Origin of the sequence: Pseudomonas sp. 9AZ (assembly GCF_902506525.1) — a bacterium.
Lineage (GTDB): Bacteria > Pseudomonadota > Gammaproteobacteria > Pseudomonadales > Pseudomonadaceae > Aquipseudomonas > Aquipseudomonas peli.
Window position 1 is genome coordinate 555,180 of the sequence record NZ_LR733840.1, and the last position, 17,014, is coordinate 572,193.

At 62.3% G+C, this 17,014-nt stretch carries 15 protein-coding genes; 12 read left to right on the forward strand and 3 right to left on the reverse strand.

Translation table 11 applies throughout. From position 1 onward, the window contains the following. Nucleotides 1-139: 139 nt before the first annotated feature. From ALTER154_RS02700 to ALTER154_RS02720, 5 genes are all read left to right on the forward strand, one after another. On the forward strand, nt 140-646 hold the full coding sequence (locus ALTER154_RS02700) for a DUF1993 family protein (protein ID WP_160085149.1): 507 nt from the start codon (nt 140-142) through the stop codon (nt 644-646). A 122-nt stretch (nt 647-768) separates the two neighbouring features. Further along, the gene (locus ALTER154_RS02705; RefSeq protein WP_160085150.1) at nt 769-1,440 is read left to right on the forward strand and encodes a TetR/AcrR family transcriptional regulator; all 672 of its coding nucleotides are present in this window, start codon (nt 769-771) and stop codon (nt 1,438-1,440) included. Beyond that, nucleotides 1,430-2,392, forward strand: coding sequence for an HlyD family secretion protein (locus tag ALTER154_RS02710; RefSeq protein WP_160085151.1), 963 nt, complete (start codon nt 1,430-1,432; stop codon nt 2,390-2,392). Before ALTER154_RS02705 ends, ALTER154_RS02710 begins: the two co-directional genes overlap by 11 nt. Further along, entirely contained in the window at nt 2,379-3,344 is a 966-nt protein-coding gene (locus ALTER154_RS02715; protein ID WP_218585071.1) for an ABC transporter ATP-binding protein, read from the forward strand. The genes ALTER154_RS02710 and ALTER154_RS02715 overlap by 14 nt, the downstream gene beginning before the upstream one ends. Then, nucleotides 3,341-4,426 carry an ABC transporter permease gene (locus ALTER154_RS02720; RefSeq protein ID WP_160085152.1) on the forward strand — a complete coding sequence of 362 codons (1,086 nt, stop codon included), beginning with the start codon at nt 3,341-3,343 and terminating at the stop codon, nt 4,424-4,426. Before ALTER154_RS02715 ends, ALTER154_RS02720 begins: the two co-directional genes overlap by 4 nt. 15 nt (nt 4,427-4,441) lie before the next feature. On the opposite strand, the gene ALTER154_RS02725 is transcribed toward ALTER154_RS02720, so the two are convergent. Together ALTER154_RS02725 and metE are read right to left on the reverse strand one after the other, a co-directional pair. After that, entirely contained in the window at nt 4,442-5,431 is a 990-nt protein-coding gene (locus ALTER154_RS02725) for an alpha/beta fold hydrolase (RefSeq protein ID WP_090248424.1), read from the reverse strand. Between the two features lie 199 nt (nt 5,432-5,630). Next, a complete protein-coding gene (gene metE / locus ALTER154_RS02730; protein WP_160085153.1) occupies nt 5,631-7,934 on the reverse strand; it encodes a 5-methyltetrahydropteroyltriglutamate--homocysteine S-methyltransferase in 2,304 nt (767 codons plus the stop codon). A gap of 150 nt (nt 7,935-8,084) precedes the next feature. Between metE and metR the strand changes: the two genes are divergently transcribed. From metR to ALTER154_RS02765, 7 genes are all read left to right on the forward strand, one after another. After that, a complete protein-coding gene (metR, locus tag ALTER154_RS02735) occupies nt 8,085-9,005 on the forward strand; it encodes a transcriptional regulator MetR (protein WP_108487605.1) in 921 nt (306 codons plus the stop codon). Between the two features lie 36 nt (nt 9,006-9,041). Continuing rightward, the gene (locus ALTER154_RS02740) at nt 9,042-9,806 is read left to right on the forward strand and encodes an ABC transporter substrate-binding protein (protein ID WP_206677978.1); all 765 of its coding nucleotides are present in this window, start codon (nt 9,042-9,044) and stop codon (nt 9,804-9,806) included. A gap of 106 nt (nt 9,807-9,912) precedes the next feature. Then, nucleotides 9,913-10,569, forward strand: a complete 657-nt coding sequence (locus ALTER154_RS02745) for a TetR/AcrR family transcriptional regulator (RefSeq protein WP_160089976.1) — start codon at nt 9,913-9,915, stop codon at nt 10,567-10,569. Nucleotides 10,570-10,574: 5 nt separating this feature from the next. After that, on the forward strand, nt 10,575-11,657 hold the full coding sequence (locus ALTER154_RS02750; RefSeq protein ID WP_160085154.1) for an efflux RND transporter periplasmic adaptor subunit: 1,083 nt from the start codon (nt 10,575-10,577) through the stop codon (nt 11,655-11,657). Nucleotide 11,658: 1 nt separating this feature from the next. Further along, complete coding sequence (locus ALTER154_RS02755; protein WP_160085155.1) at nt 11,659-14,805, forward strand: efflux RND transporter permease subunit; 3,147 nt, start codon at nt 11,659-11,661, stop codon at nt 14,803-14,805. Between the two features lie 126 nt (nt 14,806-14,931). Continuing rightward, on the forward strand, nt 14,932-15,672 hold the full coding sequence (locus ALTER154_RS02760) for a glutathione S-transferase family protein (protein ID WP_160085156.1): 741 nt from the start codon (nt 14,932-14,934) through the stop codon (nt 15,670-15,672). A gap of 25 nt (nt 15,673-15,697) precedes the next feature. Next, the gene (locus ALTER154_RS02765) at nt 15,698-16,027 is read left to right on the forward strand and encodes a DHCW motif cupin fold protein (RefSeq protein WP_160085157.1); all 330 of its coding nucleotides are present in this window, start codon (nt 15,698-15,700) and stop codon (nt 16,025-16,027) included. Between the two features lie 18 nt (nt 16,028-16,045). Here the strand turns inward: ALTER154_RS02765 and ALTER154_RS02770 are convergent, their stop codons facing one another. Continuing rightward, nucleotides 16,046-16,732, reverse strand: coding sequence for a bifunctional 2-polyprenyl-6-hydroxyphenol methylase/3-demethylubiquinol 3-O-methyltransferase UbiG (locus ALTER154_RS02770; protein ID WP_160085158.1), 687 nt, complete (start codon nt 16,730-16,732; stop codon nt 16,046-16,048). Nucleotides 16,733-17,014: the final 282 nt, after the last annotated feature.

Consider the following 17,014-nt stretch of genomic DNA (forward strand, 5'->3'; position numbering starts at 1 on the left):
ACTGCCCGTTGCTCGGCGGCAAGATCATCAACAGCTTCTAAGCTTGTTAGCCCACGTCACCGCCGCTGCCTGCGGCGGTGCACCGCACTTCTAAACAATCGCGCCAGGGCAATCCGCTTCGGCGCTTCTGGAGATTCTCATGTCCCTGTCCATGTACCAAGCATCCATCCCGGTCTTCACCCGCCAGCTAAACAACCTATCGACTATCCTCGGTATCGCCGCTGCCCACGCCGAAGAGAAGAAGATCGAGCAGAGCGTATTTCTCAACGCGCGCCTGGCTCCCGATATGTTTCCACTAAGCCGCCAGGTGCAGATCGCCTGTGATGGCGCCAAGGCCGGCGCTGCCCTGCTGGCCGGGGTCGACGCACCGAGCCATGCCGATGATGAAGCCAGCTTTGCCGAGCTGCAGGCACGCATCAGCAAGACCCTGGACTTCCTGCACAGCCTCGACGCTGCGCAGATCGACGGCAGCGAAGCACGCACCGTAACCCTCAAGCGCCGCGACAAGGAAACCCACTTCCAGGGTCAGGCCTTCCTGCTCGATCACGTCATGCCGAACTTCTATTTCCACTACACCACTGCCTACGCCATCCTGCGCCACAACGGTGTCAGCATCGGCAAGCGCGATTTCCTCGGCACTCGCTAGCCCGTTAGCCCGGCGGACACTTGAGTTGTTCGCCGGGCTTGCTTTACTCCCCTCCACACACCCCGACGGCCGTTACAAAATCGCTTTTGTCATTTAATTAAATTTAAATTTAAATTCAATTTATGACGACCTCAGCCCCCCCTCTCTCGCCAAGCACACCCCGCGCTCCCGGCCGCCCAGCCGGCGAGTCGATTGTCCAGCGCGAATGCCTGCTGGATGCCGCACTCCACGCGTTTTCCCACCAGGGCATCGCCAACAGCAGCCTGCGTGCCATTGCCAGTGCCGCCGGCGTGACTCCCGCGTTGGTCAATTACTACTTCGGCAACAAGGAGAAACTGCTCGCGACCGTGGTTGAAGAGCGGGTATTGCCACTGCTGATGGGCCTGGGACAAAACCTGCGGCAGATCGGCGATGAACCCATCGAACTTGTCCGCGGATTTATCCAGGGCATGCGCGGAATCGTCGCGCAGCACCCCTGGCTCCCTCCCCTGTGGGTGCGCGAAGTACTGTGCGAAGGCGGCGGTTTACGCGATCTGCTGATGAGCCGCCTTGCCCCCATGCTCCCGCACATGCTTGCAGCGCGCTTCACGGCGGCCCAGCAACGCGGGGCCCTCAACCCTGACCTCGATCCGCGGCTGCTGGTGGTTTCGCTGATCGGTCTGACCCTATTCCCCTATGCGGCCGCACCGATCTGGCGCGGCTTTTTCCCCGCTGCCGAACTGGATGATGACGCCTTGGCACGTCACACCATCGCCCTGCTCGAACACGGCCTGGAACCCCCTCATGAACGCTAGACACCTGCTACTGGCAATTGCCCTGCTCTGCTCAGGTTGCGGCCCGCAAAGGCTAGACAGCCTGCCGGGCACGCTGGAATGGGATCGCATTGCCTTGCCGGCCGAAGCCTCTGAACCGGTTCTGCGCTGGCTGGTGGCCGAAGGGGATCAGGTCGCGGTAGGGGATCTGCTGCTCGAACTCGATCCGCGCAGGCAAAAGGCCCGTGTCGCGCAGGCGCAGGCTGAAGTCGAACAGGCCAGCGCCCGCTGGCGTGAGCTAAGTAACGGCGCTCGCCTGGAAAACATCGAAGCCGCCCAGGCCATGATGGCGCGTAGCCAGGCGCGGCTCACCGAGAGCGAGCGCAGCTTTCAGCGCATCGCGGCCCTGCAAAGGCGTGGCATGGCCGCCAATGCCGAGCTTGATCCGGCCCGCGCCAACCGCGACAGCGCCCGAGCTGAGCTGAACAACGCCCGCGCACAGTTGAACGAACTGACTGCCGGAGCCCGTGTGGAGCAACTGGAACAGGCCAGCGCCGCGCTGGCAGCCGCCCGCGCGGTACTGCAACAGCAGCAGCTCAACCTTGAACGCCTGAGCCTGCGTGCCCCGCATGCCGGTCGCGTCGATGCTCTGCCCTTCAAACCGGGTGACCAGCCGCCGGTCGGGGCCACATTGGTCAGCCTGCTGGGCGGTCAAGCGCCTTATGCGCGCTTGTTTATACCGGCGTCACAACGGGCCGGACTGGCCATTGGCGATCGGCTGCGGGTGCAGGTCGAAGGCATCGCCGAACCGGTCGCTGCGCGCATCCGCAGCATTGCCAGTGAGGCCAGTTTCACCCCCTACTATGCCCTGGTGGGTGACGATGCCAGTCGCCTCAGCTACCGCGCCGAAGCTGTCCTCGAAGGCGATGCGGCGCGGCAGCTGCCCGCCGGATTGCCACTGCACGCCGAGCGTATTGACCATGCCGGGGAATGATCTGGTCATTCGCGCTGAAGGTCTGAGCAAATGCTTCGGTGAGCTGCTGGCCGTCGACCAGCTCAACCTCAGCGTGCGTCGTGCCGAAGTCTTCGGTTTTCTCGGCCCAAATGGCTGCGGCAAATCCACCACCATTCGCATGCTCTGTGGCCTGCTGCTACCAAGCGCGGGCCGTATCGAGGTACTGGGCAGCCAGATTCCCCGTGATGCCGAAGCGCTGAAACGACGTATTGGCTATATGACGCAGAAGTTCTCACTGTATGAAGACCTGAGCATCAGCGAAAACCTGGAGTTTCTTGCCGCTATTCAGGGCCTTGATCGGCGTCAGGCCCGCCAGCGAATCGACGAACTGTTGCAGCGCTATTGGCTCGGCGACCGGCGCAAGCAACTCGCCGGTACCCTGAGCGGCGGGCAGAAACAGCGCTTGGCGCTGGCCGGGGCGGTGCTGCACAAACCCGATCTGCTGCTACTGGATGAACCGACCAGCGCGGTCGACCCGCAGTCGCGCCGCGAGTTCTGGGACTCGCTGTTCGAGTTGGCCGATGCCGGCACCACCCTGCTGGTGTCCACTCACTACATGGACGAAGCCGAGCGCTGCACCCGCCTGGGTATTCTCGATCGCGGCCGCCTGGTTGCCGACGGCAGCCCCAATGAGCTGATGGCCAATCTGCCCGGTCACCCCCTGTTGGTTGAATGCCCTCAGCCACGCCTGGCACAGCAAGCCCTGCAAAGCCTATCTGGTGTGTTGGCCCTGACTCAGGTTGGCAACGCCCTGCGCGTGCTGATGGCCAGCACTGCCGGCGAACCCGCCGAACAAATAGCTGCCCACCTCAAGACTGCCGGTATCCCGGCCAGGATCACAGCGGCAGCGGCGAACCTTGAGGACGTGTTTGTCAGTGTCACTCAGCGCCCTCTTCACGCCACCCAACCTACAGCATGCCACCCAGTATGAACCTGCGTCGCCTAGCCGCCATCGTCCTCAAGGAACTGCGCCAGCTGCGTCGCGACCGCCTGACCTTTGCCATGATTATCGGCATCCCCACTCTGCAGTTGGTGCTCTTCGGTTATGCCATCAACATGGATGTGCGCAACCTCGATGCCGCAGTTCTGGATCAGTCAAACACCGCCCGCTCGCGCGAACTGGTGGCCGCTATGGGCGCCAGCCAGGTGCTCAACCTGCGTTATTCATTAAGTTCCCCAGCGCAGCTGCAAGAACTGCTGCGCCGGGGCCAGATCAGCCTAGCGCTGGTACTGCCGCGGGATTTCGAGAGGCGTCTGGAGCAGGCCGATCGCCCAGCCCTGCAGATCGTGGTGGATGGTTCCGATCAGGTGGTGCAATCAGCGGCACGCCAGCTGGCAGCCTTCCCGCTTCCCGGTCGCGCACGCAGTGACGTGAACAGCATCGAAGTGCTCAATCTGTATAACCCGCAACGCCTGGCGCCAATCAATACGGTACCGGGGCTGATCGGCGTGATTCTGACCATGACCATGGTGATGTTCACGGCCATTGCCCTGGTGCGCGAACGTGAGCGCGGCAACATGGAAATGCTCATCACCACACCGATGTCACCCTGGGAGCTGACCCTAGGCAAGGTGCTGCCCTTTGTCGCCATCGGTTTGCTGCAGGCCAGTCTGGTGCTGCTTCTGGGAAAACTGCTGTTTGCCGTTCCCCTGCGCGGTTCACTGGGTGAGTTGTATGTGGCGATAGTGGTGTTTATCTGCGCCAGCCTGTCACTTGGCGTACTGGTCTCAACCCTGGCCCGCAGCCAGTTTCAAGCCATGCAGATGGCATTCTTCACGTTTCTGCCGCAGATATTGCTATCCGGTTTTATGTTCCCGTTTGCCGGCATGCCTAAGGTCGCTCAATGGCTGGCGGAGCTATTGCCGTTGACGCATTTTCTGCGCCTGGTACGCGGCATCATGTTGCGCGGTGCCAACCTGAGCGAGCAGTGGCCGGCGCTGGCAGCATTGCTATTGTTTACCCTGCTGACCCTCAGTCTCGCCGTGACCCGCGTGCGCAAACGCCTCGACTGAATGCCTGCCGTATCACTACAACCGCGCCCACTGCCCATCGCCCCGATGGGCCTGCAGGTGCGGCAACACCGCCGCCAGCAAGGGTTCTTTGAACGCTTCCTGAAAGCGGTGGGCCAGACCGGGGATCAGTCTCAATTCGCTGTTTTTGATATGCGCCGCCACATGCACGCCGTGCATCACCGGCAGCAGCGGGTCGGCCGTGCCATGCACCACCAGGGTTGGCACGCGCAGACGGTTAAGCAGCTCGACCCTGCTCGGCTCCGCGAGAATCGCCAACAATTGACGTTGCACGCCTTCAGGGTTGAACGCCCGGTCGTAGGCAATCTGCGCCTGTTGCAGCAGTAACTGCCGGTCATCGCTGACCGCCGGGCTGCCCAGCGCGGCCAGCAGGTCGGCCTGCTGCTCCAGGGCTATCGCGCGGTTGGGCGCTTCACGTTTGGCCAGCAGACTCAGTAGCGCGCTACTTGGCGCCGGCAACCCCTGGGCACCGGAGCTGGTCATAATCAAGGTCAGGCTCTGCACCCGCTCAGGTGCAAGGTCGGCCATATGCTGGGCGATCATTCCGCCCATGCTCGCCCCAAGTACGTGAACCTCACGCACGGCCAATGCATCCAGCAAGCCCAGGGCATCCTTGGCCATATCGCGAAGCCCGTAGGGTGCTGCCACCGACAGACCGAGGCGATAACGCAGTGCTTCATAGGTCAGATTGATTTCTGGCGCGTTGCCAGCCCATGCGCTCAGCCCAACATCGCGGTTATCGAAGCGGATCACCCGAAAGCCCTGCTCACATAGGCGAGCCACCACTTCATCCGGCCAGTGAATCAACTGCCCGCCCAGGCCCATCACCAGCAGCAGCGCAGGATCACTGTCGCGACCAATGCTCTGATACGCCAGACGCACCTCGCCCACATCCGCCGTGTGCGTCGGCACCTCCACATCACAACGCTGCGCCGCAAAAACCGGCAGGCCGCACAACAGTGCAGCGAGAAGAATCAACCCACGCATAACATCACCCAGACCCGGGACAGCAGAACGCAGCACCCCATTAAGACGCGAGTGTGGTGATGTTTGTGCGAGCGCGCTGCCACACAAGCGTGACAATTTGATGAAGGGAGACGAGCGGTCTTTCTACCGCGACAAAAAATAGCGAAAGCCCCTGCGACAGCCGATCAGGGCAGTCACAGGGGCGTGCTCGTGAAGGCAATCAGGCCAGTTCGCTACGCAGCTGACGAGCTGCCGCCACCATATTGATCAACGCGGCTTCGGTCTCCGGCCAGGCACGGGTTTTCAGGCCGCAGTCCGGGTTGACCCACAGCCGCTCGAGCGGAATGCGCTGCGCAGCCTTGCGCAGCAAGTTGACCATCTCCCCGCTATCCGGCACCCGTGGCGAATGGATGTCATACACGCCGGGGCCGATGTCGTTGGGGTAGTCGAAGCGTTCGAAGGCCTCCAGCAGCTCCATGTCCGAACGCGAGGTTTCAATGGTGATCACGTCGGCATCCATGGCAGCGATGGACTCGATCACGTCGTTGAACTCGCTATAGCACATGTGCGTGTGGATCTGCGTTTCGTCACGCACACCCGAGGCGCACAGGCGGAAGGCCTCGGTGGCCCAGTTCAGGTAACCCTGCCACTGCGCCTGGCGCAGCGGCAGGCCTTCGCGGAAGGCGGCTTCGTCGATCTGGATGATCTTGATCCCGGCCGTTTCCAAGTCCACCACCTCGTCACGAATGGCCAGAGCCAGCTGGCGCGCTTGCTGCTCACGGGAAATGTCATCGCGCGGGAAGGACCACATCAGCATGGTCACCGGGCCGGTCAGCATGCCCTTCATCACTTTGCGGGTAAGGGTCTGCGCATAACCGATCCAGGCCACAGTCATGGCCTTGGGCCGACTCAGGTCGCCGTAGATCACTGCAGGTTTTACGCAACGCGAACCGTAGCTCTGCACCCAACCGAAACGGGTAAAGGCATAGCCGTCGAGCTGCTCGGCAAAGTACTCGACCATGTCGTTACGCTCGGCCTCACCGTGCACCAGCACATCCAGACCGAGGTTTTCCTGCACCTCGACGGCATGACGGATTTCGCTGTGCATGGCCTCGGTGTAATCCCCCGCCGACAGCTTGCCAGCCTTGAATGCCTGACGCGCCAGACGGATGGCGGCGGTTTGCGGAAACGAGCCAATGGTGGTGGTCGGCAAGACCGGCAACTGCAGGCGTGCTCGCTGCTGTTCGATGCGTATGACAAATGGCGACTGACGCTGGCTGTCGGCGGCAGTAATGGCAGCCAAACGCGCCTGCACTGCCGGTTTGTGGATACGCGGCGATTGCGCGCGACTGGCCTGCACGGCTTGGCTCTGCGCCAGCGCGGCCTGCACCTGAGCATCCTGCGGGTTATTAAGCGCCGTGGTCAGCAGTGCGACTTCCTCACACTTCTGCACGGCAAAGGCCAGCCAGCTTTTCAGCTCATCATCCAGTTTGTCCTCGCGGTTCAGGTCGACCGGGCTGTGCAACAGCGAGCAGCTTGGCGCCACCCACAGGCGCTCGCCCAACCGCTCCTGGGCCTGTTGCAACGTCTCCAGCACCGCTTGCAGATCGGTACGCCAAACGTTACGGCCGTTGACCACGCCCAGCGACAGCACCTTGTAGGCCGGCAAACGGTCGAGGATGGTCGGAAACTGCTCAGGGGCACGCACCAGGTCGATATGCAGGCCATCCACCGGCAGGCTGGCGGCCAGGCCGAGGTTGTCTTCCAGGCCGGCGAAATAGGTGGTGATCAGTTTCTTGCCGGGCTCGCGCTGCAGCAGGTTATAGGCGCGCTCGAAGGCGTTCTTCCAGGCTTGCGGCAGGTCCAGCACTAGAATCGGCTCATCGATCTGCACCCACTCCACACCCTGAGCGGCCAGGCGCTGGAGGATTTCGCCGTAGACCGGCAGCAGCCGCTCCAGCAGGTCAAGCTTGTCGAAATCGCCACCCTTGGCTTTGCCAAGCCAGAGATAGGTCAGCGGACCGATCAGCACCGGTTTGACGCGGTGACGCAGGGCGTGGGCTTCTTCGACTTCCTCGAACAGTTGTTCCCAGCTCAACTGGAACTGCTGATCGGCGGTAAATTCAGGGACCAGGTAGTGGTAGTTGGTGTCGAACCACTTGGTCATCTCTTGCGCATGAGCAGCGCAACAGGCGCTCTGGCTGCTCTTGTTTGCAACGGCACCGCGCGCCATGCCGAACAAGGTATCCAGGGTCGGCTTGCCGTCTGCCGGGCGAAAGCGCTCGGGGATCACGCCGAAGCTCAGCGAGTGGGTTAGCACCTGGTCGTACCAGGCAAAGTCGCCGACCGGCAGCAGATCGATGCCAGCGTCCTTCTGCAACTGCCAGTGGGCGGCGCGCAGTTCACGACCTACAGCCCGCAGGCCGGCCTCGTCCAGTTCGCCCTTCCAGTAGGCCTCCAGGGCTTTTTTCAGTTCACGGTCGCGACCGATACGCGGAAAACCAAGGGAATGGGACAGGGCCATGTCAGAACGCTCCAGCAGATCAATAAGATGCTGGCTATTCTCGGCACCCCGCCTAAGTGAGACAAACTCAATCTATTCGCCTTGATCTATAGTTTTACTCATGTTCTGCTTGTCGCTAGAACGCCGACCCGCCAAACACCGAGGCCCGCCATGCTCGAATTGCGCCACCTGAAAACCCTGCATGCTCTGCGCGAAAGCGAAAGCCTGGTGGATGCCGCCGAACGCCTGCACCTGACGCAATCAGCGCTGTCGCACCAGTTCAAGGAGTTGGAAGAGCGTCTGGGCATGCCGCTGTTCGTGCGCAAAACCAAGCCAGTGCGCTTTACCAGCGCCGGCCTGCGCCTGTTGCAGCTATCCGACACGGTATTGCCGCTGCTGCGCGGTGCCGAGCGTGATTTAGCCCGCCTGGCCGGTGGCACCGCCGGCCGTCTGCACATGGCCATCGAATGCCACAGCTGCTTCCAGTGGCTGATGCCGACCATCGACCAGTTCCGCGATGCTTGGCCGGAAGTGGAACTGGACCTGGCCTCGGGCTTCTCCTTCGCCCCACTGCCCGCCCTGGCCCGCGGTGATCTGGACCTGGTGGTAACCAGCGATCCACTGGAGCTGGCCGGCATCACCTATGTGCCGCTGTTTACCTATGAAGCCATGCTCGCCGTGGCCAACCAGCATCCGCTGGCCAGCAAACCGTGCATCAAGCCGCAGGACCTGGCCACGGAGACCCTGATCACCTACCCGGTGGAACGCGACCGTCTGGATATCTTCACCCGCTTCCTTGAGCCGGCAGATGTCGAACCAGCGCAGGTGCGCACCTCCGAGCTGACGGTGATGATGATGCAACTGGTGGCCAGCGGCCGCGGCGTGTGTGGTCTGCCCAACTGGGCGCTGCATGAATACAGTTCGCGTGGCTACGTGACGGCAAAACGCCTGGGCGATAAGGGCCTGTTCGCCACCCTGTACGCCGGCATCCGCACCGACATGCTCGACGCGCCGTTTATGCGCGACTTCCTGCTGACCGCCAAGGACACCTCCTTCGCCAATCTGGAAGGCGTCAGCGTGGCACGCGGCTAAGCTTGCATAACCCGCCGCCTGAATATCGAGCACTGCATGCGTTGTTTGCTTTCCGTCTTGCTGCTCTGGGCTGGCCTCTGCCAGCCCCTGCATAGCCAGGAAAAAATACACATCGCCATCGGCGAATGGCCGCCGTTTATCAGCGCATCGCTGCCTCACTACGGCGTAGTGCCGCAGTTGATCAGCGAAGTCTTCGCCAGCCAGAACGTCAGCGTGGAATACGGTTTCTTCCCTTGGAAGCGCGCCTACACAGAGGTCAAACAGGGTCACTGGCAAGCCTCGGCCATCTGGGGTCGCACGCCGGAGCGCGAGGCCGACTGTCTGTTTTCTGCTGTGGTCTACAGCGATGAACTGGTGCTGTTCTACCGTCGCGACAAACCGATCAGCTGGGACGGCCGCCTCGCAGGGGCCGAGCAGCTCAATGGTCTGCGCATCGGCATTCCGTTGGGATCGGCGAAGATGCCAGTGCTGGAGCAAGCCGAACAGCGCGGCTGGGTGCGGTACGAAGCCAGCGGGGATGAGCTGATCAACCTGCGCAAGCTGGCCGCCGGGCGCATTGATGCGGTGGACATCGTCAAAGGCTCGGGCAGCCATGTGCTCAACCAACTCAGCGCCAAGGAACGCGCCCACCTGACCACCACGCAAACCTACGATACCTGGGATTACCACCTGATTTTCTCCCGCCAGTTGCCTGAGAGCGAACGCCTGCAGCAACTCTTCGATCAGGGCCTGCGCGAGCTGAAAGACAGCGGCCGTTATGCGCAACTCTGGCAACCACTCAGCACATCACACCATCCTTAAACGCTGATCCATCCAATCACGGCAAAGCCTGTTACAACTGCCGGCTTGCCGCATCGTGACCAACAGTCATAGCATGACCACCGGTCACAACCTCCGACAAATCCGTATGCGCTACCAAGATCAACTCTTCGAACAACGTGAGAACGCCCTCCTAGACGCGGCCCGCCAGCTGTTTGCCGAGCAGCCCTGGGATCGCGTGACTATTGCCGAAGTGGCGCTTGCCGCCGGCATCGGCAAAGGCACGGTGTACAAGCACTTCCCCAGCAAGGAAGCGCTGTATGCGCGCCTGGTGCTCGACCTCAGCCGCGCCAACCTGCTGGAACTGCGCCAGCTGCATGCCGCCAGCCCCGCACAGGACGCCATGCGCCGGGTGATCCACCGCGCCTTCGAGCAGATGCTGGCCAACCCGATCCAGGCGCAGCTGTGCCTGCACTGCGACCGCCCAGAGTTTCAGGAGCGCCTGGAAAGCCCGTACCGCCAGCAATTCCTCGATATAGAGCGCGAATTCCAGCTGTTCTTCAGCGACATGCTCGGCGTGGCCCTGAACAACCAGGCGCTGAGCCAGAGCGACTGTCAGAACCTGTTGTGGGGCGTGGAAGCCTGCGTCAACGGGGTAATGGCACGCATCGCCTCCGGTGGCTTTGCCCACTGGGCCGAGCCGATTGCCCTGGATGAGTACTTCGCCCGCGTCACCGATTTCATCATTGCTGGCCTGCGCACTCAGGCCGCCGAACTGCTTGCTCAACCCCATTGCCACGAGTAACCACCATGTTCAGTCAGCTGTCCAAACGCCCCTGGTTGATCGCCGTCGCCATCAGTCTGCTGCTCATGCTGTGGCTGTTCAGCGGCTCGCTGTTCAAGACCCAGGAAACCGCCACCGCCGATGCGCCAGTGGCGGAAAAGGGTCTGACCAAGGTTGAAGTGCAGTGGCTGGAAGCCAGCCCGATGCAGCGCCAGCATGTGGTGCAAGGGCAGATCGAAGCCTGGCGCCGGGTCGAGCTGCGTTCGCAGATCAGCGGCACGGTAACGCGCCTGGATCAGGACAAAGGCAACCCGGTCAAGCAGGGTCAGTTGCTGCTCAGTCTCTCCACCGACAACCGCCCGGCCCAAGTGGCCAAGGGCGAGGCCGATGTACGCCAGCGCGCCGCCGACGCCAGCGCCGCCGAACGCCTGCGTGAACGCAACCTGGTTTCCACCAATGAACTGATCCGCCTGCAGAGCGAACTGGCCAAAGCCCGCGCCGAACTCGACCTGGCACGCATCCAGCTGGGCAACACGCAGATCAACGCGCCGTTTGCCGGGGTGTATGACCAGCGCATGGTCGAGCTGGGTGATTTCGTTCAGCCGGGGCAAAGCTTGCTGACCCTGGTGGACATCAGCCAGCTCAAGGTCAGTGCGCAGATTGCCCAGCAGGAAGTCACCCAACTCAAGCTGGGGCAGCCGGTGAAGGTCGAATTGCTCGACGGCCGCGAACTGCAGGGCGAGCTGCACTTTATCGCCGCCGCCGCCGATCCGGGCTCGCGCAGCTTCCGCATCGAGGTCAAGGTTGATAACCCGCAAGCCCTGCGCCTGGCGGGTGCCAGCGCGACCCTGCATGTACAGACCGGCGAAGCCCTGGCCCATCGCCTGTCGCCCGCCCTGCTGAGCCTGGATAAAGCCGGCCGGCATGGCGTCAAGTGGGTAAACGAGCAGCAACAGGTGGAGTTCACTCCGGTGCAGCTGATCAGCGTCGACAACCAGGGCGCCTGGGTCAGCGGCCTGCCTAACAAGGTCGCCTTGATCACCCTCGGCCAGGGCTTTGTCGAGCCGGGCCAGCAGGTGATCAGCCAGCTGGCCAAAGGGGGTAGCTGATATGCACGGCCTGATCGCTGCGGCGCTGGACCGCAGCCGCACCAGCCTGCTGGTGCTGCTATTTCTTATGCTGGGCGGGCTGACGGCGTATTTCGCCATCCCCAAGGAAGCCAATCCGGATGTCAGCATCCCAATCATCTATGTTTCGGTAACCCTCGAAGGCATCAGCCCGGAAGACGCCGAACGCCTGCTGGTTCGCCCCCTTGAGCAGGAGCTGCGCAGCCTCGAAGGGGTCAAGGAAATGCGCTCCATGGCCAGCGAAGGCCATGCCTCGGTAACCCTGGAGTTCGACGCCGGCTTCAACGCCAAGTTGGCCCTGGCCGATGTGCGCGAGAAGGTTGATACCGCCCGCAGCAAGCTGCCAGAGGAAGCCGAGGAACCGACGGTCAATGAAGTCAACGTGGCGCTGTTTCCGGTGCTGTCGATTGGCCTGTCCGGGCCGATTGCCGAAACCGAATTGGTCTACATCGCCCGGCGCCTGAAAGAGAACGTCGAAGGCATCGCCGAAGTGTTGTCGGTGGAAATCGGCGGCGACCGCGAAGACCTGCTGGAAATCGTCGTAGACCCACAGGTGCTCGACAGCTACGGCATCGATTACAACGAGCTGTTCAACCTGGTCAGCCGCAACAATCGCCTGGTCGCCGCCGGCAGCCTGGACACCGGTGCCGGGCGTATGAGCATGAAAGTGCCCGGGGTGATCGAAGACCTCGAAGACGTACTGTCCATGCCGATCAAGGTGGTCGGCGACAGCGTGGTGACCTTCGGCGACGTCGCCACCATTCACCGCACCTTCAAGGACCCCACCGGCTACGCGCGGATCAATGGCCAACCGGCGGTGGTACTGGAGGTGTCCAAGCGCAGCGGCGCGAACATCATCGACACCATCGAGCAGGTCAAGGCGTTGATGGTCAAAGCCCAACCGCTGCTGCCTGAAGGCCTCAAGGTCAGCTACATCATGGATCAGTCGCAGCAGGTGCAGAGCATGCTCAGTGACCTGCTCAACAACGTGATGACCGCCATCGTGTTGGTGCTGATTCTGGTGGTGGCGAGCATGGGCATGCGCTCGGCACTGCTGGTCGGACTGACCATTCCGGGGGCCTTTCTCAGCGGCATCCTGCTGATCTGGATGCTCGGTTTCACCCTGAATATCGTCGTGCTGTTCAGCCTGATTCTGGTGGCCGGCATGCTGGTGGACGGTGCCATCGTGGTGTCTGAGCTAGCCGACCGCTACCTGCATCAAGGGCAGACGCCACGCCAGGCCTGGGCCAATGCCGCCACGCGGATGGCCTGGCCGGTGATCGCATCCACCGCCACCACCCTGGTGGTTTTTCTGCCGCTGCTGTTCTGGCCCGGTGTAGTCGGCCAGTTTATGAAATACCTGCCGGCCACGGTGATCGTCTGCCTGCTGGCCTCTCTGGCCATGGCCCTGGTATTCCTGCCGGTGCTCGGCGCGGTCACCGGTGGCCAACCGTTACCGCAAGCCACCCAACCAGGCCGTGGCGCCGTCGGTTATCGCCGCCTGCTCGCTACGTTACTGAAGCGCCCCGGTCTGACCCTGCTGGGCATCCTCGCAGTAATTGCGTTGATCTACACCGCCTATGGCCGCTTTAACCATGGCGTGGAGTTCTTCCCCGAAGTCGAGCCGGAAAATGCGCAGATCTGGCTGCGCGCCCGGGGCGACCTGTCGGTGCAAGAAAAAGACGCCCTGCTGCAACAGGTGGAAAAACGCCTACTCGGCATGAGTGAAGTCAAGGCGCTATACGCCCGCTCCCTAGCGCAGCCGGATGGCCAGCTTGGTGCGGATGTGATCGGCACCCTGCAGTTCCAGTTCGTCGAATGGCATGAGCGGCGTTCGGCCGGCCAGATCCTCGCCGACATGAGCACGCGAACGGCGGACATCCCGGGCATCGTGCTGGAGTTCCGCAAACAGGAAGAAGGCCCCAGCAGCGGCAAACCCGTGAAGCTACAGGTCAGTTCCATGGACCCGGCCAAGGCCGATCAGTGGGTCGAACAGGTGCGCACCAACATGCAGCGCCTGGGCGGCTTCAAGGATGTTGAGGATGACCGTGCTCTGCCGGGTATCGAATGGCGGGTCAAGGTCGACCGCGAGGCGGCCGCGCGTTTTGGCGCGGACGTGCTGAGCGTGGGTAATGCCGTGCAGATGGTCACCAACGGCCTGAAACTGGCCACCTACCGCCCGGAAGACGCCACCGACGAGGTGGATATCCGCGTGCGCCTGCCGGCCAACTGGCGCTCCCTCGACCAGCTCGGCCGCCTGACCCTGAACACCCCGGCCGGGCAGATTCCGCTGAGTAATTTCGTCTCGCTGCAACAGGCGCCGAAGGTCGGTACCCTGCGCCGGGTCGACGGTAACCGCACCATCACTCTGCAAGCTGACATCGCCGAAGGCGCGCGCCTAGACGAGCGCCTGCAGGCCCTGCGTGAAGCCATGGGCGAGGTGCCCGTTGATGTGCAGGTGAAGTTCGCCGGCGAAGACGCCGACCAACGTGAAGCCGCGACCTTCCTCGGCACCGCCTTTGCGGTGGCGATCTTCCTGATGTTTATCATCCTGGTGACCCAGTTCAACAGCATCTATCAGTCGCTGCTGGTGCTCTCGGCCATCGTGCTGTCCACCGCAGGAGTGCTGATGGGCCTGCTGGTCAATGGCCAGTCGTTCGGCATCGTGATGGTGGGTATGGGCCTGATCGCCCTGGCGGGGATCGTGGTGAACAACAACATCATCCTCATCGACACCTACAACCAGCTGCGCCGCCAGGGTCTGGAGCCGCGTGAGGCGGCGCTGGAAACCGGCAGCCTGCGCTTGCGCCCAGTGCTGCTGACCGCCGTGACCACGGTCCTCGGCCTGGTGCCGATGGTGATCGGGGTTAACGTTGACCTGCTCACCCCAAGCCTGGGCTTTGGCGCGCCGTCGACCCAGTGGTGGACCCAGCTGTCCAGCGCCATCGCTGGCGGCCTGAGCTTCGCCACCGTGCTGACCCTGCTGCTGACCCCTTGCCTGCTGGTGCTCGGCTCGCGTTTCGAGCGTCGCCCGCCGCCGCTGGAAACCTTCGATGATGACCTGCTCGACTTGCCGGAGCATCTGCTGGCCAGTGCCACCGGCAAGGTCGAGCTGCAACGCACGCCCTAAGCTGTTTGCCCAGGTCTACAGTGGCCTGGGCAATGGCTCCCCCAACGAAAGCCTGGACTGCTGATTGCGACTGGGTAGTCGACCAAACAGCCCGTACACTCGGCGCATCATTGTCGAGGGCCCACCATGCGCACGCTTTATCAGTTCCCGATATCCCACTACTGCGAAAAAACCCGTTGGCACCTGGACCACAAGGGCCTCGATTTTCAGGTGGATAACCTCTTTCCTGGTCTGCACCGGCTGAAAAGCAAGCGCCTGGCCAATATCGTCACCCTGCCGATCCTCAAGGATGGCGAGCAGGTCATCGGTGACTCCACGCAGATCGCCCTGTACCTGGAGCAGCATTATCCAGAGCGTCCGCTGCTGCCGACCGACGCGGCACAACGCGCCGAGGTGCTGGAGCTGGAAGAACAGTTCGACCGCCTGGGTGTGCATGTACGCCGCTGGTTGTACGGCCAGATCAAGCAATGGGACTCGGTGATGCACGCCATGCTCAAGGTCTACCGCCCGCTGCTGGGCCTGCGCGACCTGATGAAGCCGGTGCTGATCAACGGCGTACAACGCCTGTATGGCGTTACGCCGCCGCGGGTGGCCAAATCCCAGGCCGAATTGCTCGAAGGCCTGGCACTGATCGAGTCGCGTATTCATGGCGATCCATCACGCTATCTGGTCGGTGAGCAGCTGACCCTGGCCGATATCAGCGCCGCCGCCCTGTTCGCTCCGCTGTTCACCCCGGCCGATACGCCGTGGGAAGGCATTGCCGGACACGATGCCAAGACTCAGGCGTTCCTTGATGAGCTGCACGCTCACCCGGCCGGCCAATGGGTGATGCGCCGCTATGCAGAAGACCGTCAACGCCGCAGTTGAGCGGCTTGAGCAAAGGACTAACACCATGAACCTCAGCGATATCCCATTCGGCGTTACCGACTGGAGCCAGGTTGAGCGCAGCGAACATGCCGGCGAAACCGGTATTGCCTACTGGCGCACCCAGATGTTTGGCAACATTCGCGTGCGCATGGTCGAGTACAGCGCCGGCTACCTGGCCGATCACTGGTGCAAGAAAGGCCACATCCTGCTGTGCCTGGAAGGCGAACTGCACACCGAGCTGGAAGATGGCCGGCGCTTTGTGATGACGGCAGGCATGAGTTATCAGGTCGCCGATCAGGCCGAGGCGCACCGCTCGTTCACCGCCAGCGGGGCGCGGCTGTTTATCGTCGACTGACGGCTTTATCAGGCCTGATCAGTTGCGCTCGGAGCTCAGCAGCATCAGCAGCGAAACCGGCTGTTCGCTCTCCGGGTGCAACGGTTCCTGCAGCCATTGCAGACGCCAGCCGGTTTCACTGGACAACGCCAGCCAGGACTCCAGCGTGCGAAAGAACCAGGGCATCGGTTGGGCAAAGCCCTCGCCGAAGCCGGCAAAGGTTTCCACCCGCCAACCATCGCGATAGCTCGCATCGTTGCAGGCACGCCAGGGATGCAGGGTCTGGATCAGTAAGCGACCGCCCTCCGCCAGTAGGCCATGCAAGGCATTCAGGGTCGGCGTCAGGGGTTCTTCCAGCAGGGCAAAGTTGCACACCAGAACATCGAAACGGCCCAGTAGCTCGGCCTGACTTTCCAGCTCGGCATAGCCGCATACGCGGTACTGCGACGCACCTGTCGCCACCTGCTGCGCCACAGCAATCAGCGGAGCGGAAGCATCCACGCCAACCGCCTCGATGCCATGTTCGACCAACCCACGGCACAACCAGCCCTCGCCACACCCCAGATCCAGCACACGCTTGGGCGCCAGAGCCAGAATCGCCTGAACGATGGCCGCATCAGTCACCAGTCGGCGGCTTTCAATGCGCTGCTCGCGCACGGCCGCCGTCCAGGCATCGGCATTAGCCTGCCAACTGAGGTTGAGTTGCTCCCGATGGTCGCGCTGCATCGCTCACTCGTCGCCTGTTCCGTCACGGCAAAATTCTAGCAATCTGCAGTTGCCCGCAGCGCCAGAGGCAATCCTGCGCCAGTTGCGGGACATCTATGTTGCCGCTGATCACTTAATCCACGTATCGGCAGATAAAAAACAATGAAAAACCCTCCGTCTGCCAAGCCCATCCCGGCCTGCCCGGTGCGCCAACGACTAAACTACAGGCAGTGGCCAGCTGAGAGGAACTCAGTGCTCAAGCCCGCTGATGTTATTCAGCAACCTGTCAAACCTATGGATGAG